The sequence below is a fragment of the Ruegeria sp. HKCCD7181 genome, assembly GCF_057221055.1.
Map to the genome: position 1 here is coordinate 86,393 of NZ_JBWVBC010000001.1, position 15,912 is coordinate 102,304.

Sequence of the window (15,912 nt, forward strand, 5' to 3'; positions counted from 1 at the left end):
ATACTTGCAAAACGGACGGGCACCTGAACCCGCCGGGCATACTGAATGAACATGGTGATGGACGGCAACGGTCGTGAGCAAACCATCTATGAAACAACGGTTCGAACGATTGGGCCTGTCAGGGAAATCGACCAGGTGCGGTCCGGTTCGTCAGAAAACACTGCCCTGATCCGAAAGCGGGGCAGTGAAGCGCAAGTGCCATCGGCCGCGATAGCCTTGGCGCGTCGGGGTGCCTCCATGCTCAAGGCGAAGCGTTGCCTGGAGGGTTTCTTAAAAGATGGTCAGGCCGCCATTCACCTGCCGACTGTGGAAGACCGAGGAGCACTGCAGGCAGATCTTGAGAAGGCTGGTATCGGCGCGCGGTTCTTAACAGCGGATGCTTAGGCTCCTTCTTCAGCTTCCAATTGTCCAGTTTCAGTAGTCTTGTCGCTCACCACAAGCACAAGCTGCACTATTGAGATCGGCAATGCGGTGGCAATGATAGAAGCTCCGTCAGTTGCTTGCCCTTGGTCACCAGCAATCAAGCATCCTCCTCGCCCTCGATCGTTGCATCGGTATCTGTCTCGATTGCCTCCGTCAGAGCATCCCTTTTGGGTTTCAGCTCGCCTGGCACGTCGAAATTTGTGTGGCGACCACCCTCAATCCTTTCAAGAATGGCACCCGCTGCTGAAGCGGCAACAGCTTCTTCAGCCACTGCTTCTGCGCTGTCACGACACCAAACATTTGATCTTTTGATTTTCTGTTTCAGCAAATCGTCCAGACAGCGCTCCAATTCGTCTGCAGGAACAAACTTGCGCAGAAGTGCAATCAGGTCGGCGCGGCTGAGAGATTGGAGCTTGCCGTCCATTCTGAGACCATAATCCAAAACGAGGCCCAGAGCCATGTTTGGTAAGGACTTCGCCAGAAGCTGACGGAGTCAGGCGTCGGCTGAAAATTGCAGATACCGCCCGTTGATGTCTCATGCGAAAAGGTGATCTGAACGAAATCAACAATCGCCGTGTGCTCTGCTGCTCATGCTGGCGATCGGAACTGAATAGTCGGCGGTCCCTCGCAAACCTCAGGAAGAGATCAGCCCCCTTCCGTCCCGGTAAACCTGCTTCCAGGGCAGAATGGAAAAGGAGGCCCTGAGACCCGTCGGCCAGAACGGATCGGCGTGGATCAGCTTCACGACCTCACTTTGATCCTCTGCCTCAACGATCCAAAGACCATCGCGCCCTCTGTTCTCGCCGTCTGTCAGGGGTCCGGCGGCTTCGACTGCTTCGGCGTTATCTTCGAGGAAAGCGATATGCTCTTTCATGTGAGCCGCCCGAATACCAGGATCGACATCAGCTACATCTTCAAACAGGACGATGAATTTCATTTAGGATCCTCATTTTGCTGTGCCAAAGCGACTATGGCAGAGCAAATTTGCTGTTTGGCAAAGTAATTTTACCAGTCTAATCTGCAAAAATGCAGGATCATGATTGGGATGACTTCAAATATCTGCTCGCGCTGCACAGAACAGGCACGCTGTCGGATGCGGCACGGCGGTGCGGTGTGAACGAAACGACGGTCGCGCGACGTTTGAAACGGTTGCAACAGACGCTGGGCATGACCCTCTTTGTCCGAAACGAAGCGGGTCGGCATCAATTGGTTGAATCAGCTCATCAAATACTCGAGCACGCTGAAACCATGGAACGCGAAAACACGGTGCTAAGAGAGCATCTGGATCAGTCCTCCGGCCAGGTTGCAGGCACGATCAGGATCAGCGCCGTTCCCGTGATCATCAATCAGGTCATTCTGCCTCACCTCGGAAAGCTGGGCGACAAGCATCCACACCTGACCGTCGAGCTGGTTCCTGAAGCACGAAACATCGACCTGACAAAACGCGAGGCCGATCTGGCCATCCGCTTCTCCCGCCCCGAACAGGGCGGTTTGACGACAAACGCCCAAAAACTCGGCGAATTGGGGTTCGATGCGTATTGCGGATCGCAGCTGACAAAAGAACAGCAGGATAGCGCTGACTGGATTTGCTACGATGATGCCTCAGTATCCCTTCCGCAGGCGCGATGGACAGAGGAGCTTCGAAAGCACCTCAAACAGCGCCCATGCGGTTTCCGGGTTTCGGATATCGACACCGCTCTGGAGGCAACGGCGAGAGGATATGGGAAAGCTGTCCTGCCGAAGCTGGTCTGCGGCGCAGACAAAAGGTTTCGTTGTATCGACACAGAGCCGTCGAAATCAGGCATGGCACGGGATGTGTGGCTGCTATCGCATTCAGATGAAGCGCGTTTGTCGGTAACCACTGTCAAATCCTGGTTGGCCGAATTGTCTTGGGCGTGACCACCGCTCGAAAGCAATGTCACGTCAGACATCATCGGTTACCATCAGATCTGCATATAGGGCCTCCACAGGCGTCTGACGCATTCCGTGTGGCGGAACATAAATGAGCCTCAGCGCCAGCTACGCCGGGGCTCATTAGCGGTATGGGCGTAGGCTTGTTGAAGCCGAGAATGACACGGGCTGCATAGCTGTAATCGCTTGCAAGTAATGAGACCCGCGGCTCGATTGCTTGGGCCAAAGCCTGGTTGATTGGTTTGTCCTGAGTTTGAAAAACTTTTTTCAAGTCCCAACTCAAGCTCCTGAACTCCAATGAAGGCTTGAGGAGCATTTCTGTCTACCAACCGCTAAATCTGGTTCAAAATGACCGGATCGGTGATTTTGTCGTCATCGACCAACAGGAACGCTTTGCTAAGAATCGTAGAGAGAGTTGCATCACCTTCGAATGGCAGTGCGATCTTTTTGGGTTTCGCATCTGGAACAATGCAAACATGTCTTCGGTTTGCTTCAAGATGAACGGCCGCAGAACCCAGGTGAATCAGATATGCGTGTTTTCTGCCCTGCACTTTCAGATGCATGTCATCCAAGCTGAAATATTTGGCTTTCTTCAGGCGCGGCAACAGAATTTCAAGCATCTCGCGACGCGTTTTGGCGGACCCTTCCAGCCGCCGAGTGTGGCTGGTAGCCTAATAAATGTCTGCGTCCCGGCGCCATTGGCTCGGGTGCTCGGCATCACGTCCACGATCCTCCCATTCTGGGTCCAGACTGATCGAGGACACAGACGTGAATAAATCACAATGGCGCAGGATTTCGGAAAATACCCTTGACGGAATCTCCTCCAGCGGCTGCTCGTCGCCGCGTCCAAACCGCGCTTTGCTGTCCAGCTTGTGAAACTTAAGTCCCGCTTCGTGCATGACTGCTACGTAGGAACTGGCCAATTAGGTGTCAGTTGGGAGTTCTGGTTGGAGGAACCATTCCGGCACAGCCTGAACCTGAACCAGTTGCCTCGCGGCTCGAACAACGTCTTGAAACGTCATCACGTTGTCCTTCATGACGGCCGAGGCGCCCTTCAAAATACGGAGCACTTGCCCGACGCGACCGCCGGACAAACCATAGAGCCGGACCGCCATTGGGCAGCATCATTTCCTTCAGTGTCTGGACAGTCAGAACGGACGCCGGTTCTTTCAGGCTGAGTTGCATGCCGACGCACATTCCTGTCGCGCAATCAATGGCCGCGCAATCCCATGGTCGGCTCACTGTTCCTTTGTCATCGACAACGACAAACAGATCGACTTGAGTGCTGTCCATCTCCACGCGTTCGAATGGCCTTTCTACTCGCGCAAAGTGACCCGCTTGCACGAGCCGCATTTTGGCCTCGTGACCGCCGACGCGTGTTTTCACAACGTCGGCGTGCGGCAGGCTGCGGATGATCCGATCAACAACCTTTTGGCCATGCGGTTGCGGTTCAATGCCATAGTTGGCACATCGCTCGAGATAAACGGCTCGGGCATCTCTCCAGACCGCCTTCGCTGTTTTGCGGTCCGTTTTCAGATACTGCTCTTCCAGAATATCGAGGACAATTTCTTCGAAAAGCGCATCGTTGCGAGTAGTTCTATTCCCGGATCGGTAACGGCCATCCTCGAGGCCAACGTCACCTTGCTCACGATGTGCCTTTGTTCATTTCTGAATAGCCCGGACGCCAGAAAACCTTTCTGCATGCTTTGCGAAACGCAGATCCGCAAGAAAGTGCTTACGCATCAATGTGATCCGCTCTTCCCAATTGAAGCCATCTTGCCGCAGTCTCCCGGCCATGTTGATGACTTCAGATCGAAACTGCGCGTTTAATCTCTCTTCGCTACTTATGTATCGACCGGAAGCTGATGCCTGCTCATCAGGTGCAACGTTGCCAAGCGATATTTGATGCCGGAAATCTGTGTCGGATATCTCGTGAACCACGCCTTCAGGCGATTTGAGCTGCACTGCAGGCCGCCCGACAACTCGACCGATGACTTCATGCTGAACCCCATCGATACCAATTTGGCGCCCGTCATATTTTTCGATCATCTCTGTCATAGCGCAAGAATCTCCAGATGCGCAGTGCTTCCACCTGCGGCCACCAGGGGTGTTTTGTCGCGAAATCTGGTGCTGATTTGAGCAATCTCGCGACCCGAGATCGTCGTTAGAAAATTCACAGCCACAAGATGAAAATCAACGGTGCCGGCAAAGCCGACAACCGTTTTCTTCATACCCTCAAAATTCGATGAAATTTGGGGCCGATTTTGTCCTAACCCAGAGGTCGTCCAGACGCACCAGCGCGAACGATTATGGGCGTCGCGAACGATTATGGGTGATCCTACAAATTGTCTAGAAATCCAGGTTTTCGACGCTCAGCGCGTTTTGCTGGATAAACTCGCGACGCGGTTCGACGACATCGCCCATCAGCTTCGTGAACAAATCATCCGCTTCGACCATGTCATCTACACGCACTTGCAACAGCGTTCGCGCATCGGGGTCAAGCGTGGTTTCCCACAGCTGATCGGGGTTCATTTCGCCCAGACCTTTGTAGCGTTGCAGGGACAGGCCCTTCTCACCCTCTTCCAGAATCGCACGCAACAGGTCCAGAGGCCCGTGGATTACCTGGCTGCGATCGCGGCGGACCAGCGTTGCCGGAGTGTTATAAATCTCTTGCAGACTTTGAGTAAAGCTTCCGGTCTTTCTTGCCTCGCCCGAGCGTAGCATCGGGCCGTCCAGAGTGCGGACCTCCTCGACGCCGCGCAGGATACGGGCCAGACGGATGCCGTGATCTTGTGTAATCCGACCTTGCCAACCGCGCTCGTATTCCAGCGCGATCAGGTCCAGCCGGGCCGCAACTTTATTGGCCACGCCTTGCAAATCGGCATCCACTGCGCCCGGTACAAAGGCGCCGGCAACGGCGGCTTGCTCCAGAATATGGCGGGGGTAGTGGGTCGGGAAGGCGTCAAGAACACGTTTGAGCTGACGTGCTTCGTCCACCACGCGGGTGAGGTCCTGACCAATGATTTCCTCGCCCGTACCGAGTTTCAGAACTGCCCCTTCGACGCCCTGATTGACCAGGTATTCATCCATCGCCGCCTGATCCTTTAGATACACCTCGGACTTGCCGCGCGATACTTTGTAAAGCGGCGGCTGCGCGATGTAGAGGTAACCGCCTTCGATCAGTTCAGGCATCTGCCGGTAGAAAAAAGTCAGCAATAGGGTCCGAATATGGGCACCATCCACGTCCGCGTCGGTCATGATGACGATTTTGTGGTAACGCAGCTTTTCGATGTTGAATTCATCGCGCCCGATACCGGTGCCCAGCGCCATGACGAGGTTACCGATTTCCTGACTGCCCAACATCCGATCGAACCGCGCGCGCTCAACGTTCAGAATTTTACCCTTGAGGGGCAAGATCGCTTGCGTTTGCCGGTCGCGACCAGTTTGTGCAGATCCGCCCGCAGAGTCCCCCTCGACCAGAAAGACTTCGGTTTTTGTCGGATCTTTTTCCGAACAATCCTTTAGCTTACCAGCCAGAAAGTTCACATCCATCGCTGTCTTGCGGCGGGTCAGTTCGCGGGCTTTGCGGGCAGCTTCGCGGGCCAATGCGGCCTCAATGATTTTGCCGACAATGATTTTGGCTTCGTTCGGGTTCTCTTCGAACCACTCGGACAGTTTTTCGTTCATCAGACCTTCGACCGCAGGTCGCACCTCGGACGAAACCAGTTTGTCCTTGGTCTGAGACGAGAACTTGGGATCGGGCACTTTCACCGACAGCACGCAGGTCAGACCTTCGCGCGCATCGTCGCCGGTAAAGCTGACCTTTTCCTTTTTCGCGATGCCACTGGACTGCGCGTAGTTGTTGATCGTTCGGGTCAGCGCACCGCGGAAACCCGCCACGTGCGTGCCGCCGTCGCGTTGCGGGATGTTGTTTGTAAATGGCAGAACCGTCTCGTGATAGCTGTCATTCCACCACATCGCGATTTCAACGCCGATATCGTCGCGTTCGCCCTTGATATAAATCGGTTCAGGCATCGCGGCGGATTTGGAACGGTCCAGATACTTGACGAACTCCTTCACGCCACCCTCGTAGAACAACTCGGTCTCAAGCCGTTCCGCCGGGCGTTCGTCGATCAGGATGATCCGCACACCTGAGTTCAGGAACGCCAGCTCGCGCAGGCGCTTTTCAAGCGTCTCGAAGGAATATTCCAGATTCGAGAATGTGTCCGTTGAGGCGAGGAACCGCACCTCGGTTCCGGTACGATCGCCGCATTCGCCGACCACTTTCAGATGCTCCACAGTCTCTCCGCTTTCGAAGCGGGCCAAGTGTTCCTTGCCGTTGCGCCAGATGCGCAGTTCCAGCCATTTCGACAGGGCGTTCACGACCGAAACGCCCACGCCATGCAAGCCGCCCGACACCTTGTACGAGTTGCTGTCGAACTTACCGCCCGCGTGCAACTGGGTCATGATGACCTCGGCGGCAGAGACACCCTCTTCCGCGTGGATATCAACCGGAATTCCGCGGCCGTTATCGCTGACGGAAACACTGGAATCCGCGTGAATTTTCACGGTCACATGATCGGCATGATCGGCCAGAGCCTCATCAATTCCGTTATCGACCACCTCATACACCATATGGTGCAGCCCCGAGCCATCATCCGTGTCCCCGATATACATGCCAGGGCGCTTGCGAACCGCCTCTAACCCTTTGAGAACTTTGATGGAATCAGCGCCGTATTCCTGAGGTGCCTGTGCGTCTTCGGACATTCCGTGAGTACCTATATTATTTTGGTAACTTATACGTTCTCTGGTGGGGATTGTCACGCGATCCCCCAATATTTTGTGGTGGAATCGGGTGAATCAGGATTACTCGGCGAACTGCCGCCATTCGGTCAAAGACGATCGATATCCGCCGCAATATCCGCCGCGATTGCCCGCGCATCTACATCCCTGCGATCTGCCGATAAACGCAACCCCAGAAGGTCGGATTGATAGCGCATCGCCAGTTTCTCCGGATCGTGATCGGAACTGAGTTCGCCCAGCTCCTGCGCGCGACGAAAGAGGTCGGCGAAGCAAGCTTTCATCTCGGCCATGTGTATGGCAGCTTTTTCGGCCAACTCATGGTCTTTTGCATGCAACTCGGCATAGGTTTTTGCAAGCATGCATGCCTTCACGGGCATCTCTGTCGCCTCGATCACCAGCTGCGGCTGCGCCTGCAGCGCCCGCTTGGGACCCAGTTGTTCCGCCAAGGCCGACAGGCGGGCTACACCAGCGCGCGTATAACGCTCTAACGCAAGAGCATAGAGCGCATCCTTGGACCCGAAAGCCGCGTAAAAGCTGCCTGGCTTCAGCTTCAACTCGCGCTCCAGATCTTTCAGCGACGTCCCCGCCCAGCCCTGACGCCAGAAAATATCCCTGGCCTGGTCAATCAGCGCATCACGGTCATACGAGGGTTTTCGGGGCATCGACCTCACCATTTCTTGAATGATCATTCAAATATATACTTGAGTGATTGCTCAATAAACCCTATTTCGGAGTCATCGCGCCAAAAAATGGAGTTTCGACATGGCAAACTTTCCATCCCACGATCTGACCACCGCCCCTGAAGGATCCAAACCCCTGCTGGAAAAATCTCAGGCAGCTTTTGGTCGCTTGCCCGGCCTGCACAAGGTTATGTCTGAGAGCCCCCAGCATCTGGAAGGCTATCAGGTTCTGCACAACCTGTTCCTGCAGACCGATTTCGACAACGATGAGAAAACCGTTGTCTGGCAGACCATCAATGTAGAAAACGAATGCCACTACTGTGTCCCGGCCCATACCGGCATCGCAAAGATGATGAAGGTGCCGGACGAGATCACCAACGCCCTGCGTGACGAAACTCCGTTGCCCAACGCCAAGCTCGAGGCGCTGCGTACTTTCACCCTGCAGATGATGCACCAGCGTGGCAACGTCACTGACGAGCAGATGCAGGCGTTCTTTGATGCCGGCTATTCGCACCGCGCGGTATTGGACGTGGTTCTGGGGCTTGCACAGAAAACCATGTCGAACTACGTCAACCACATGGCTCAAACGCCGGTAGACGAGGTCTTCCATCCCCTACTTTGGAAACGCAAAGTCAGCGAACTCGCTTAAGGGGTCACGACCGAACCTTCATCACCTTCGGTCACAACCAGCGTCTGGGCGCGATCGCCCAGATCCGCAAACAGCTCAGGCCCGGTGCCCGTCATCCAGGCCTGAGCGCCAAGCGCGCAGATCTCATCATACAGCGCCGCCCGGCGCCCGGCGTCCAGATGTGCCGCCACCTCATCCAGCAAAACAATCGGCGGCGCCCCAACCAGGCCGGCCAGCGCCCGCGCGTTGGACAGGATCAGTGAGACCAAAAGCGCCTTCTGCTCTCCGGTCGAGCAATCCTTGGCGGGAACGCCCTTGGCAGCATACACGCCCCATAAATCCGACCGATGCGGGCCCACCAATGTCCGGCCCGCCGCCAAATCGCGAAAGCGGCTTTCGGTCAGCGCCTCGCGCAGATCGTCCGATGTCTCAGGCATGGCGCCCTCGGTCTGCACCAGTTCCAGCTCCGCAGATGGAAAAGCCGTTTCGGCTTGAGCCTGCGCCGCGCGCAAATAATCCAAAGCGGCCAGTCGTGCCGCGTGGATGCGATGGCCCATCTCAGCCATCTGCCCCTCAAGCGCGGCATACCAGTGCGCGTCCCGTACTTGTTCTTTCAGCAGGCGGTTACGTTCCCGCATTGCCTTTTCATAGGTCAGGGAAGCTTCGGCATGGGTGGGATCAAAACTCAGGGCGAGCCGGTCCAGAAACCGCCGCCGACCCTCGGCTCCTTCGATCCACAAACGGTCCATTGACGGAATCAACCAGACGACGCGCGCCAGCTTTCCCAGATCGATCTGCGTCGCAGCCTTTTCATCAACCCGAACCTGACGCGCCGCGCCGCTTTCAGACCAGGTCTCAATCTCATATTGTTGACCCTGCGCCTGCAACAGCCCGGACAATTTCCAGCCCAGCGCCTCGGGTCGCCTCGTCATCTCGGCCGCACTTGCCCGTCGCATCCCGCGACCGGGCGAGAACAAAGACACCGCTTCAAGGATGTTGGTTTTGCCGGCCCCGTTTGGACCATGAATGGCCACCGGCCGCCCATCCAACGACAACCGCGTCAGCTTGTGGGACCGAAAGTACGAGACCGTAAGCTCGGTCAGGGCCAAAGTCATGACCCCTCCCTTCTTCTGTTTTGATAAACCTCCGTCGGAGGCATCGACCGTCAGCGCAATCAGACGCGCATCGGCATGACCACGTAAACCGCGCTCTGGTCATTGCCTTCACGCATCAATGTCGGATCACCTGCGGAATTGAACAGGAACACCGCATTTTCGCGATCCACCTGAGACGCAATCTCCAGCAGGTATTTGGCATTGAAGCCGATTTCCAACCGCTCGTCGCCATAAGCGACAGCCAATTCTTCCTCTGCCGCACCGCTGTCAGGGGCGTTTACCGACAGCACCAGTTTGTCACCGTCCAGTTGCAGCTTCACGGCGCGCGAGCGTTCTGACGACACAGTTGCAACCCGGTCCACGGCCTGTGCGAATTCGGCGGCATCCACTTCCATCTTGCGGGTGTTGCCCTGCGGAATGACGCGCGTGTAGTCGGGGAAGGTTCCGTCGATCACCTTCGACGTCAGCGTGATGTCCGGTGTAGCGAAACGCACCTTGGTTTCGCTGACCGAAACAGCGATATCCATCTCGTCATCGTCCAGCAGCTTGCGCAGCTCACCGACGGTCTTGCGCGGTACGATTACGCCCGGCATGTCCGCCGCGCCATCGGGACAATCCGCGTCGATGCGGGCAAGACGGTGACCATCCGTTGCCACACAGCGCAACACCTTGCCGCCTTCGGGGCCATCGGTCACGTGCATGTAGACACCATTCAGGTAGTACCGTGTCTCTTCCGTCGAGATCGCAAATTTCGATTTGTCGAACAGACGGCGCAGCAATGCGGCCGAGGCCGTGAAGTTTGATTGGTATTCCGACGACGCCATCACCGGGAAATCTTCTTTCGGCAGTGTCGCCAACGAGAAATTCGAGCGCCCAGCCTCGACCGTCAGACGACCTGCGGCGCTGTCGGCGGTCAGAGTTACCAAGGCTCCGTCGGGCAGTTTGCGCACAATCTCATGCAACGTGGTTGCGGCAACCGTTGTTGCGCCAGCCTTTTCGACTTGTGCGGGGGCTTTGTCGACTACCTCGATGTCCAGATCGGTTGCCCGAAACAGGACCTGATCGCCTTCCGCCTCAATCAGCACATTGGCCAGGATCGGAATTGTGTTGCGGCGTTCCACAACGGACTGGGCCTGAGAGACGGCCTTGAGAAGGGTGCCGCGTTCGATGCTGATCTTCATACCCTCTATTCCTCTGACTTGCGTGCCGAAAATGGGCGGGACTGGCACGTTAGCGGTTCCACCCTGAGGCACAAGGATTTTTTATGGTTTTCTGGGTCGGATTGCCCCTACCGTCAAGAGGCACGTGGCTGTACGGGCACAGTTCATCTTCGACCGTGGACAATAGCGCACAAGAAAAAACCCCGGACCTGTGGCCGGGGCATTTCGTGAGCGTGGATGATTTAAGTCAGGCCTCCAGCGAGCGGCGCAGCATTTCCACGTCTTCGGCGATCTGGCCATCGGTCAGCTTCAGCTCTTCAATGCGCTTGACGCCGTGCATGACCGTGGTGTGGTCCCGCCCGCCAAAGCGGCGGCCAATCTCGGGCAGTGACCGGCTGGTCAGCTGTTTGCACAGATACATCGCAACCTGACGCGGACGCGCATACGAGCGGAGGCGTTTCGGCCCGATGATGTCGGACAGGCGGATATTATAGTAATCTGACACTTTGCGCTGGATCTCTTCGACAGTGATCTTGCGTTCCGAGGCGCGCAGCACGTCAGCCAAACAATCCTGTGTCAGCTCCATATCGATCTCACGCCCCACCAGAGAGGCAAAGGCGAACAAACGTGTCAGGGCGCCTTCCAGCACGCGAACGTTGGTCGAGATACGATGGGCGAGGAATTCCAAAACACCGTCGGCGATCGTCAGGTCGGGATAGGTGCTGCTGTATTGCTGCACCTTGTTTTGCAGGATACCCAGACGCAGTTCATAATCGGTCGGATGCAGATCAACGACCAGACCGCATTGCAAACGCGACTTCACCCGGTCCTCAAGATCCTTGATCTCACCCGGAGCGCGGTCGGCCGAGATGATGATCTGCTTGTTCTGATCCACCAGGGCATTGAACGTGTGGAAGAATTCCTCCTGTGTGGAATCCTTGCCAGCGATGAACTGCACGTCATCGACCATCAGCACGTCCACCGAACGGAACAGATGTTTGAAATCCATCATCCGACGCTCACGCAGTGCCTGAACGAAGCGGTACATGAACTGTTCGGCAGACAGATAGAGTACGTTCAGCTCTGGATGCTTGGTTTTCAGCTCCCATGCGATGGCATGCATCAGGTGGGTTTTACCCAAACCCACGCCACCATAAAGAACCAGCGGATTGAAGGTGACCGGCCCGCCCTCGGATACGCGGCGCGCGGCGGCATGGGCAAGCTCGTTGGGTTTGCCAACGACAAAACTGTCAAAGGTGAACCGCGCGTCCAGCGGCGCCGCCTGCAGAGCTTCGAGCGCTCCATTCGCTAAGTCTGTCGCAGATACAGATTGTTCCGGTCGGGCGATCTTCTGGGGTTCGTCTGCGGATGGTGCAGGACGCACTGGCGAGTTGGCTGCCGTGCGGAAAGCCAGACGCTGCACTGTCTCACCCGAGGTGTTCAGCTCATAGAGAATAAGGTCCGCGAAATTTTGACTGACGTAGTTGCCCATAAAGTTGGTCGGCACTGAGAATACAGCCACACCATCCTGCAACTCTTTAAATTCCAGAGGTTCAATCCAGGTGGTGAAATTATTCTTACCGACGGCTTTCAGCAACTTGCTACGCAGTTGTCCCCATTTCTCTTGTGTCATTCAGCGCCTCACGCATCCCATTAATTATCGACCTGTCAGCCTTATCAAAACGGCCAGGTTCCCTAATATTTTGCGTTCACACACAAGGATACCCTTGCGCCGGATCGCCCGATCCGGCGGGTATTTTATGAAAGTCTGCGCGCCAAAGCCTGTCCCACAGCAGAACATATCGGCCATCTAAGGCACGCGTCACAATCCAGTTTTTCGACAGGGCGAGAATCGTCGGAAACCCGAGACCCACAGCAGATCGTCCGTCCGGCAATTGCCGGTTTTCGAACATTCGTCCCTAGATCATCCTGATGCCCGTCAGTTCGATCTTTGGAACAGCCTGTCCCCCCAAGCGAGTGAATCGCTGACTTAGTGGTAACAAGAGGGCACGGGTTGCGGCAACGAAACTCTGATATTGACTCGGGTCTGAGAGCGAAAGAATCTCTCGGGCTCGGGAAGACGCGGCATTCCGGCAACAATGAAAAAGGCGCCGCATGGTGCGACGCCTCTTTCAAGAATTAACACTTGACGTGCTTTTCCGAGAATCAACCCAGCGCTTTAACGCGCGCCGACAGACGCGACATTTTGCGAGAAGCAGTGTTCTTGTGGAAGACACCTTTGGTGACGCCGCGCATCAGTTCAGGCTGAGCCTCACGCAGAGCTGCGGTTGCCACTTCCTTGTCACCGGATGCGATCGCTTCTTCTACTTTGCGCAGATAGGTACGGATGCGCGAACGACGTGCTTTGTTGATTGCGAAACGCTTTTCGTTCTGACGTGCGCGCTTCTTTGCCTGGGGCGAATTTGCCATGTGTCTTTGACCTTTGTTCGGTACGGTTATCTGGTTTTGCGCGCCACGGATATCTCCGCACCGGGTCATCGATCACGAGTGTGAGTCGGGCCAGAGCGGGCCGCACGCGCATGTATAGCGGCGGTCTCTATCCAAGTTTGCAGGGTTTGCCAAGCTGATTCTTGTGACTTTCAAGCCGTCCACGAAAAAGGCGGGACTTGCCCGCCTGTTCTCAGGACAATTAACGCGGCTTACTTGTCGCGGAATTGCGCTGCACGCTTTTCAAGGAAAGCCGCCATGCCTTCCTTCTGATCCTCGGTGGCGAACATCGAATGGAACACGCGGCGTTCGAACAGCATCCCTTCGCTCAGCGGAACCTCATAGCTGCGGTTCACAGCCTCTTTGGCCGCAATCGCGGTCAGCTGAGATTTTTCGGCAATCTTCTGGGCTGCGCCCATCGCCTCGTCGATCAGCTTTTTGGCTGGAACAACACGGCTGACCAATCCGGCACGCTCAGCCTCTTCGGCATCCATGAAACGGCCGGTCAGGTTCATGTCCATCGATTTGGATTTGCCCACGAACCGCGTCAGGCGCTGGCTGCCGCCCAGACCGGCAATAACGCCCAGATTGATTTCGGGTTGCCCGAACTTGGCCGTATCAGCAGCGATAATGAAATCGCACAGCATCGCCAATTCGCACCCGCCGCCCAGCGCATAGCCGCCAACAGCCGCAATGATAGGCTTGCGAATGGCCGTGACACGATCATTGGCGTCGGCAAAAAGGTTGATGTTGAACACATCAACAAAGCTCATCTCCGACATTTCCTTGATGTCCGCGCCGGCGGCGAAAGCCTTGTCCGAACCCGTAACGACGATGCAGCGCACTTTGTCGTTGCTGTCTGCGTATTCCAGCGCGTCGCACAGTTCACCCAGTAACTGGGTGTTCAGCGCATTCATCGCGTCTGGTCGGTTGAGCTTGATAAGGGCGACGTGGTCTTCGATTTCGACGATGATCGTCTCAAATGCCATGAGGTCAAAGTTCCGGTTGTTCCGTTCAGGTACGATTCCTTATCACGCGATTTCGCTGGATCAAGTTATCTTTGGCATTGCGCGCAATAGAAGGATGAGCGACCGGACTGAGTGATTCTCTTGATCGCGGCACCGCAACCTTCGGTCCGGCAGGGCTTTCCCTCACGGCCATAAACATCAAAGCTGTGCTGGAAATATCCAAGTTCTCCATCGGCTTGGCGGAAATCCCGTAGAGAAGACCCGCCTGCCTCAATGGCGTCCTGCAACACCTGCCGGATGATCGGAACCAGCGCCGCCACACGCAGTGCGGAAATTTGTCCGGCTTTGCGACGTGGCGACACACCGGCGCGATAAAGAGCCTCACAGACGTAGATATTGCCCAATCCGGCAACGATTCCCTGATCCAGCAATGCGGATTTGACCGGACTGTTCTTCCCTCGAAACGCTTCAACCAAGTGTTGCTCGTGAAAGTCGTTGCCCAGTGGTTCCGGCCCCAGAACCGACAGCAGCTTGTGATCTTCAGCGGTTGACGTTGGCATCAAGTCCATTGCCCCGAACCGGCGCGGGTCATTGAACGTGACGCGCGCGCCATTGGCCATGTGAAAGACCACATGGTCGTGCTTTTCCGGAGCGGGATGGTTATGCGCAAACTGCCCAAGCGGATCACCGGACACTGTCATACGCCCCGACATGCCCAGATGGATCAACAAAGTCTCGCCACTGCCGAGGTCGGCCAGGATGTATTTCGATCGCCGCCGCAGACGGTCTACTCGCTGCCCGGTCAGCCGCTCAGCCATGCGTTCGGGAAACGGCCAGCGCAGATCAGGACGATTCACATCCGCCTTTACGATTACCACCCCCTCCATCGCGGGGGTCAGGCCGCGTCTTACTGTCTCGACCTCAGGCAATTCGGGCATTTGGGGCTCCTAAATCAAAGGGCCGCATTGTGCCCCTGTTCCAGAGCCCTATAACAGAGGCGAAATTCGACAAACGGCAAGGCAAATGTCCGACAACAGCGACAAGACCACTCATTTCGGGTTCGAAACCGTCCGCGAGGCTGACAAGGCCGGACGCGTACAGGGCGTGTTCAACTCGGTCGCCTCGAAATACGACGTGATGAACGATGTCATGTCGATGGGTATCCACCGCGTCTGGAAAGACGCGATGATGGACTGGCTTGCGCCTCGGCCCGGCCAGCGCCTCATTGATGTTGCAGGGGGTACCGGCGACATCTCATTCCGGTTCTTGAAACGCGCGGGGTACGGCCACGCGACCGTTCTGGACCTGACCGAACCGATGCTGGTCGAAGGTCGCAAGCGCGCTGAAGCCGAGCAGATGGTGGACAGCCTGAATTGGGTGGTTGGCGACGCGATGGCCCTGCCGTTCGAAGACAACACCTTTGACGTCTATACGATTTCCTTCGGCATCCGGAACGTGACCCGACCGCAAGAGGCCCTGAACGAAGCGTTCCGCGTCCTCAAACCCGGTGGTCGTTTGATGGTGTTGGAATTCAGCCAGTTGCCCAACGACGGGCTGCAAAAGCTCTATGACCTCTACAGTTTCAATGTCATCCCGCGCATGGGCAAGCTGATCGCCAACGATTACGACAGCTATCAGTATCTGGTGGAATCCATCCGCAAGTTTCCGGATCAAGAGACGTTTCTGGGTATGATTCGCACCGCCGGTTTCGAAAACGCCAAGTTCCGCAATCTCAGCATGGGTATCGCCGCGCTGCATTCCGGTTGGAAGATCTGA

19 protein-coding genes are annotated in these 15,912 nt (G+C 56.2%); 4 read left to right on the forward strand and 15 right to left on the reverse strand.

Annotated elements, in window-relative coordinates; all coding sequences use genetic code 11:
• The first annotated feature begins 45 nt into the window (after positions 1-45).
• Entirely contained in the window at positions 46-384 is a 339-nt protein-coding gene (locus tag AC2TCY_RS00405; protein ID WP_480844739.1) for a hypothetical protein, read from the forward strand.
• On the opposite strand, the gene AC2TCY_RS00410 is transcribed toward AC2TCY_RS00405, so the two are convergent.
• From AC2TCY_RS00410 to AC2TCY_RS00420, 3 genes are all read right to left on the reverse strand, one after another.
• Positions 381-524 (reverse strand): hypothetical protein, encoded by a 144-nt coding sequence (locus AC2TCY_RS00410; protein WP_480844740.1) that lies wholly within the window; start codon positions 522-524, stop codon positions 381-383. The genes AC2TCY_RS00405 and AC2TCY_RS00410 overlap by 4 nt on opposite strands.
• Positions 521-847 carry a hypothetical protein gene (locus AC2TCY_RS00415; protein ID WP_480844741.1) on the reverse strand — a complete coding sequence of 109 codons (327 nt, stop codon included), beginning with the start codon at positions 845-847 and terminating at the stop codon, positions 521-523. Before AC2TCY_RS00415 ends, AC2TCY_RS00410 begins: the two co-directional genes overlap by 4 nt.
• Before the next feature lie 210 nt (positions 848-1,057).
• A complete protein-coding gene (locus tag AC2TCY_RS00420) occupies positions 1,058-1,360 on the reverse strand; it encodes a YciI family protein (RefSeq protein WP_480844742.1) in 303 nt (100 codons plus the stop codon).
• Between the two features lie 89 nt (positions 1,361-1,449).
• Between AC2TCY_RS00420 and AC2TCY_RS00425 the strand changes: the two genes are divergently transcribed.
• Positions 1,450-2,322, forward strand: a complete 873-nt coding sequence (locus tag AC2TCY_RS00425; protein WP_480844743.1) for a LysR family transcriptional regulator — start codon at positions 1,450-1,452, stop codon at positions 2,320-2,322.
• Between the two features lie 344 nt (positions 2,323-2,666).
• On the opposite strand, the gene AC2TCY_RS00430 is transcribed toward AC2TCY_RS00425, so the two are convergent.
• The 6 genes from AC2TCY_RS00430 to AC2TCY_RS00455 all read right to left on the reverse strand — a co-directional run bounded on the left by AC2TCY_RS00430 (position 2,667) and on the right by AC2TCY_RS00455 (position 7,799).
• Positions 2,667-2,984 carry a DUF7737 domain-containing protein gene (locus tag AC2TCY_RS00430; RefSeq protein ID WP_480845471.1) on the reverse strand — a complete coding sequence of 106 codons (318 nt, stop codon included), beginning with the start codon at positions 2,982-2,984 and terminating at the stop codon, positions 2,667-2,669.
• Between the two features lie 21 nt (positions 2,985-3,005).
• Positions 3,006-3,257 (reverse strand): hypothetical protein, encoded by a 252-nt coding sequence (locus tag AC2TCY_RS00435; protein WP_480844744.1) that lies wholly within the window; start codon positions 3,255-3,257, stop codon positions 3,006-3,008.
• A gap of 739 nt (positions 3,258-3,996) precedes the next feature.
• Positions 3,997-4,392 (reverse strand): hypothetical protein, encoded by a 396-nt coding sequence (locus tag AC2TCY_RS00440; RefSeq protein WP_480844745.1) that lies wholly within the window; start codon positions 4,390-4,392, stop codon positions 3,997-3,999.
• On the reverse strand, positions 4,389-4,565 hold the full coding sequence (locus tag AC2TCY_RS00445; RefSeq protein WP_480844746.1) for a hypothetical protein: 177 nt from the start codon (positions 4,563-4,565) through the stop codon (positions 4,389-4,391). Before AC2TCY_RS00445 ends, AC2TCY_RS00440 begins: the two co-directional genes overlap by 4 nt.
• Positions 4,566-4,683: 118 nt before the next feature.
• The gene (gyrB, locus tag AC2TCY_RS00450) at positions 4,684-7,101 is read right to left on the reverse strand and encodes a DNA topoisomerase (ATP-hydrolyzing) subunit B (RefSeq protein WP_480844747.1); all 2,418 of its coding nucleotides are present in this window, start codon (positions 7,099-7,101) and stop codon (positions 4,684-4,686) included.
• Positions 7,102-7,226: 125 nt separating this feature from the next.
• The gene (locus AC2TCY_RS00455) at positions 7,227-7,799 is read right to left on the reverse strand and encodes a TetR/AcrR family transcriptional regulator (protein ID WP_480844748.1); all 573 of its coding nucleotides are present in this window, start codon (positions 7,797-7,799) and stop codon (positions 7,227-7,229) included.
• 100 nt (positions 7,800-7,899) lie between these two features.
• On the opposite strand from AC2TCY_RS00455, the gene AC2TCY_RS00460 reads away from it, so the two are divergent.
• On the forward strand, positions 7,900-8,466 hold the full coding sequence (locus AC2TCY_RS00460) for a carboxymuconolactone decarboxylase family protein (protein ID WP_480844749.1): 567 nt from the start codon (positions 7,900-7,902) through the stop codon (positions 8,464-8,466).
• Here the strand turns inward: AC2TCY_RS00460 and recF are convergent.
• The 6 genes from recF to mutM all read right to left on the reverse strand — a co-directional run bounded on the left by recF (position 8,463) and on the right by mutM (position 15,074).
• Complete coding sequence (gene recF / locus AC2TCY_RS00465; RefSeq protein WP_480844750.1) at positions 8,463-9,560, reverse strand: DNA replication/repair protein RecF; 1,098 nt, start codon at positions 9,558-9,560, stop codon at positions 8,463-8,465. The genes AC2TCY_RS00460 and recF overlap by 4 nt on opposite strands.
• Before the next feature lie 59 nt (positions 9,561-9,619).
• The gene (gene dnaN / locus AC2TCY_RS00470; RefSeq protein WP_480844751.1) at positions 9,620-10,741 is read right to left on the reverse strand and encodes a DNA polymerase III subunit beta; all 1,122 of its coding nucleotides are present in this window, start codon (positions 10,739-10,741) and stop codon (positions 9,620-9,622) included.
• Positions 10,742-10,967: 226 nt separating this feature from the next.
• Positions 10,968-12,353, reverse strand: coding sequence for a chromosomal replication initiator protein DnaA (dnaA, locus tag AC2TCY_RS00475; protein ID WP_480844752.1), 1,386 nt, complete (start codon positions 12,351-12,353; stop codon positions 10,968-10,970).
• A gap of 533 nt (positions 12,354-12,886) precedes the next feature.
• The gene (rpsT, locus tag AC2TCY_RS00480) at positions 12,887-13,150 is read right to left on the reverse strand and encodes a 30S ribosomal protein S20 (RefSeq protein WP_480844753.1); all 264 of its coding nucleotides are present in this window, start codon (positions 13,148-13,150) and stop codon (positions 12,887-12,889) included.
• A gap of 230 nt (positions 13,151-13,380) precedes the next feature.
• Positions 13,381-14,157 carry an enoyl-CoA hydratase gene (locus AC2TCY_RS00485; RefSeq protein WP_480844754.1) on the reverse strand — a complete coding sequence of 259 codons (777 nt, stop codon included), beginning with the start codon at positions 14,155-14,157 and terminating at the stop codon, positions 13,381-13,383.
• Between the two features lie 65 nt (positions 14,158-14,222).
• Positions 14,223-15,074, reverse strand: a complete 852-nt coding sequence (gene mutM / locus AC2TCY_RS00490; protein ID WP_480844755.1) for a bifunctional DNA-formamidopyrimidine glycosylase/DNA-(apurinic or apyrimidinic site) lyase — start codon at positions 15,072-15,074, stop codon at positions 14,223-14,225.
• Between the two features lie 85 nt (positions 15,075-15,159).
• On the opposite strand from mutM, the gene ubiE reads away from it, so the two are divergent.
• Positions 15,160-15,912, forward strand: coding sequence for a bifunctional demethylmenaquinone methyltransferase/2-methoxy-6-polyprenyl-1,4-benzoquinol methylase UbiE (ubiE, locus tag AC2TCY_RS00495; RefSeq protein WP_480844756.1), 753 nt, complete (start codon positions 15,160-15,162; stop codon positions 15,910-15,912).

Excerpts from the sequence above, each read along its gene's own strand:
- AC2TCY_RS00405 (WP_480844739.1), top strand. The coding sequence starts at position 46 with ATGAACATGGTGATGGACGGCAACGGTCGTGAGCAAACCATCTATGAA.
- AC2TCY_RS00415 (WP_480844741.1), bottom strand. The coding sequence starts at position 847 with ATGGACGGCAAGCTCCAATCTCTCAGCCGCGCCGACCTGATTGCACTT.
- AC2TCY_RS00420 (WP_480844742.1), bottom strand. The coding sequence starts at position 1,360 with ATGAAATTCATCGTCCTGTTTGAAGATGTAGCTGATGTCGATCCTGGT.
- AC2TCY_RS00425 (WP_480844743.1), top strand. The coding sequence starts at position 1,450 with ATGCAGGATCATGATTGGGATGACTTCAAATATCTGCTCGCGCTGCAC.
- AC2TCY_RS00440 (WP_480844745.1), bottom strand. The coding sequence starts at position 4,392 with ATGACAGAGATGATCGAAAAATATGACGGGCGCCAAATTGGTATCGAT.
- AC2TCY_RS00445 (WP_480844746.1), bottom strand. The coding sequence starts at position 4,565 with ATGAAGAAAACGGTTGTCGGCTTTGCCGGCACCGTTGATTTTCATCTT.
- gyrB (WP_480844747.1), bottom strand. The coding sequence starts at position 7,101 with ATGTCCGAAGACGCACAGGCACCTCAGGAATACGGCGCTGATTCCATC.
- AC2TCY_RS00455 (WP_480844748.1), bottom strand. The coding sequence starts at position 7,799 with ATGCCCCGAAAACCCTCGTATGACCGTGATGCGCTGATTGACCAGGCC.
- AC2TCY_RS00460 (WP_480844749.1), top strand. The coding sequence starts at position 7,900 with ATGGCAAACTTTCCATCCCACGATCTGACCACCGCCCCTGAAGGATCC.
- recF (WP_480844750.1), bottom strand. The coding sequence starts at position 9,560 with ATGACTTTGGCCCTGACCGAGCTTACGGTCTCGTACTTTCGGTCCCAC.
- dnaN (WP_480844751.1), bottom strand. The coding sequence starts at position 10,741 with ATGAAGATCAGCATCGAACGCGGCACCCTTCTCAAGGCCGTCTCTCAG.
- dnaA (WP_480844752.1), bottom strand. The coding sequence starts at position 12,353 with ATGACACAAGAGAAATGGGGACAACTGCGTAGCAAGTTGCTGAAAGCC.
- rpsT (WP_480844753.1), bottom strand. The coding sequence starts at position 13,150 with ATGGCAAATTCGCCCCAGGCAAAGAAGCGCGCACGTCAGAACGAAAAG.
- AC2TCY_RS00485 (WP_480844754.1), bottom strand. The coding sequence starts at position 14,157 with ATGGCATTTGAGACGATCATCGTCGAAATCGAAGACCACGTCGCCCTT.
- mutM (WP_480844755.1), bottom strand. The coding sequence starts at position 15,074 with ATGCCCGAATTGCCTGAGGTCGAGACAGTAAGACGCGGCCTGACCCCC.
- ubiE (WP_480844756.1), top strand. The coding sequence starts at position 15,160 with ATGTCCGACAACAGCGACAAGACCACTCATTTCGGGTTCGAAACCGTC.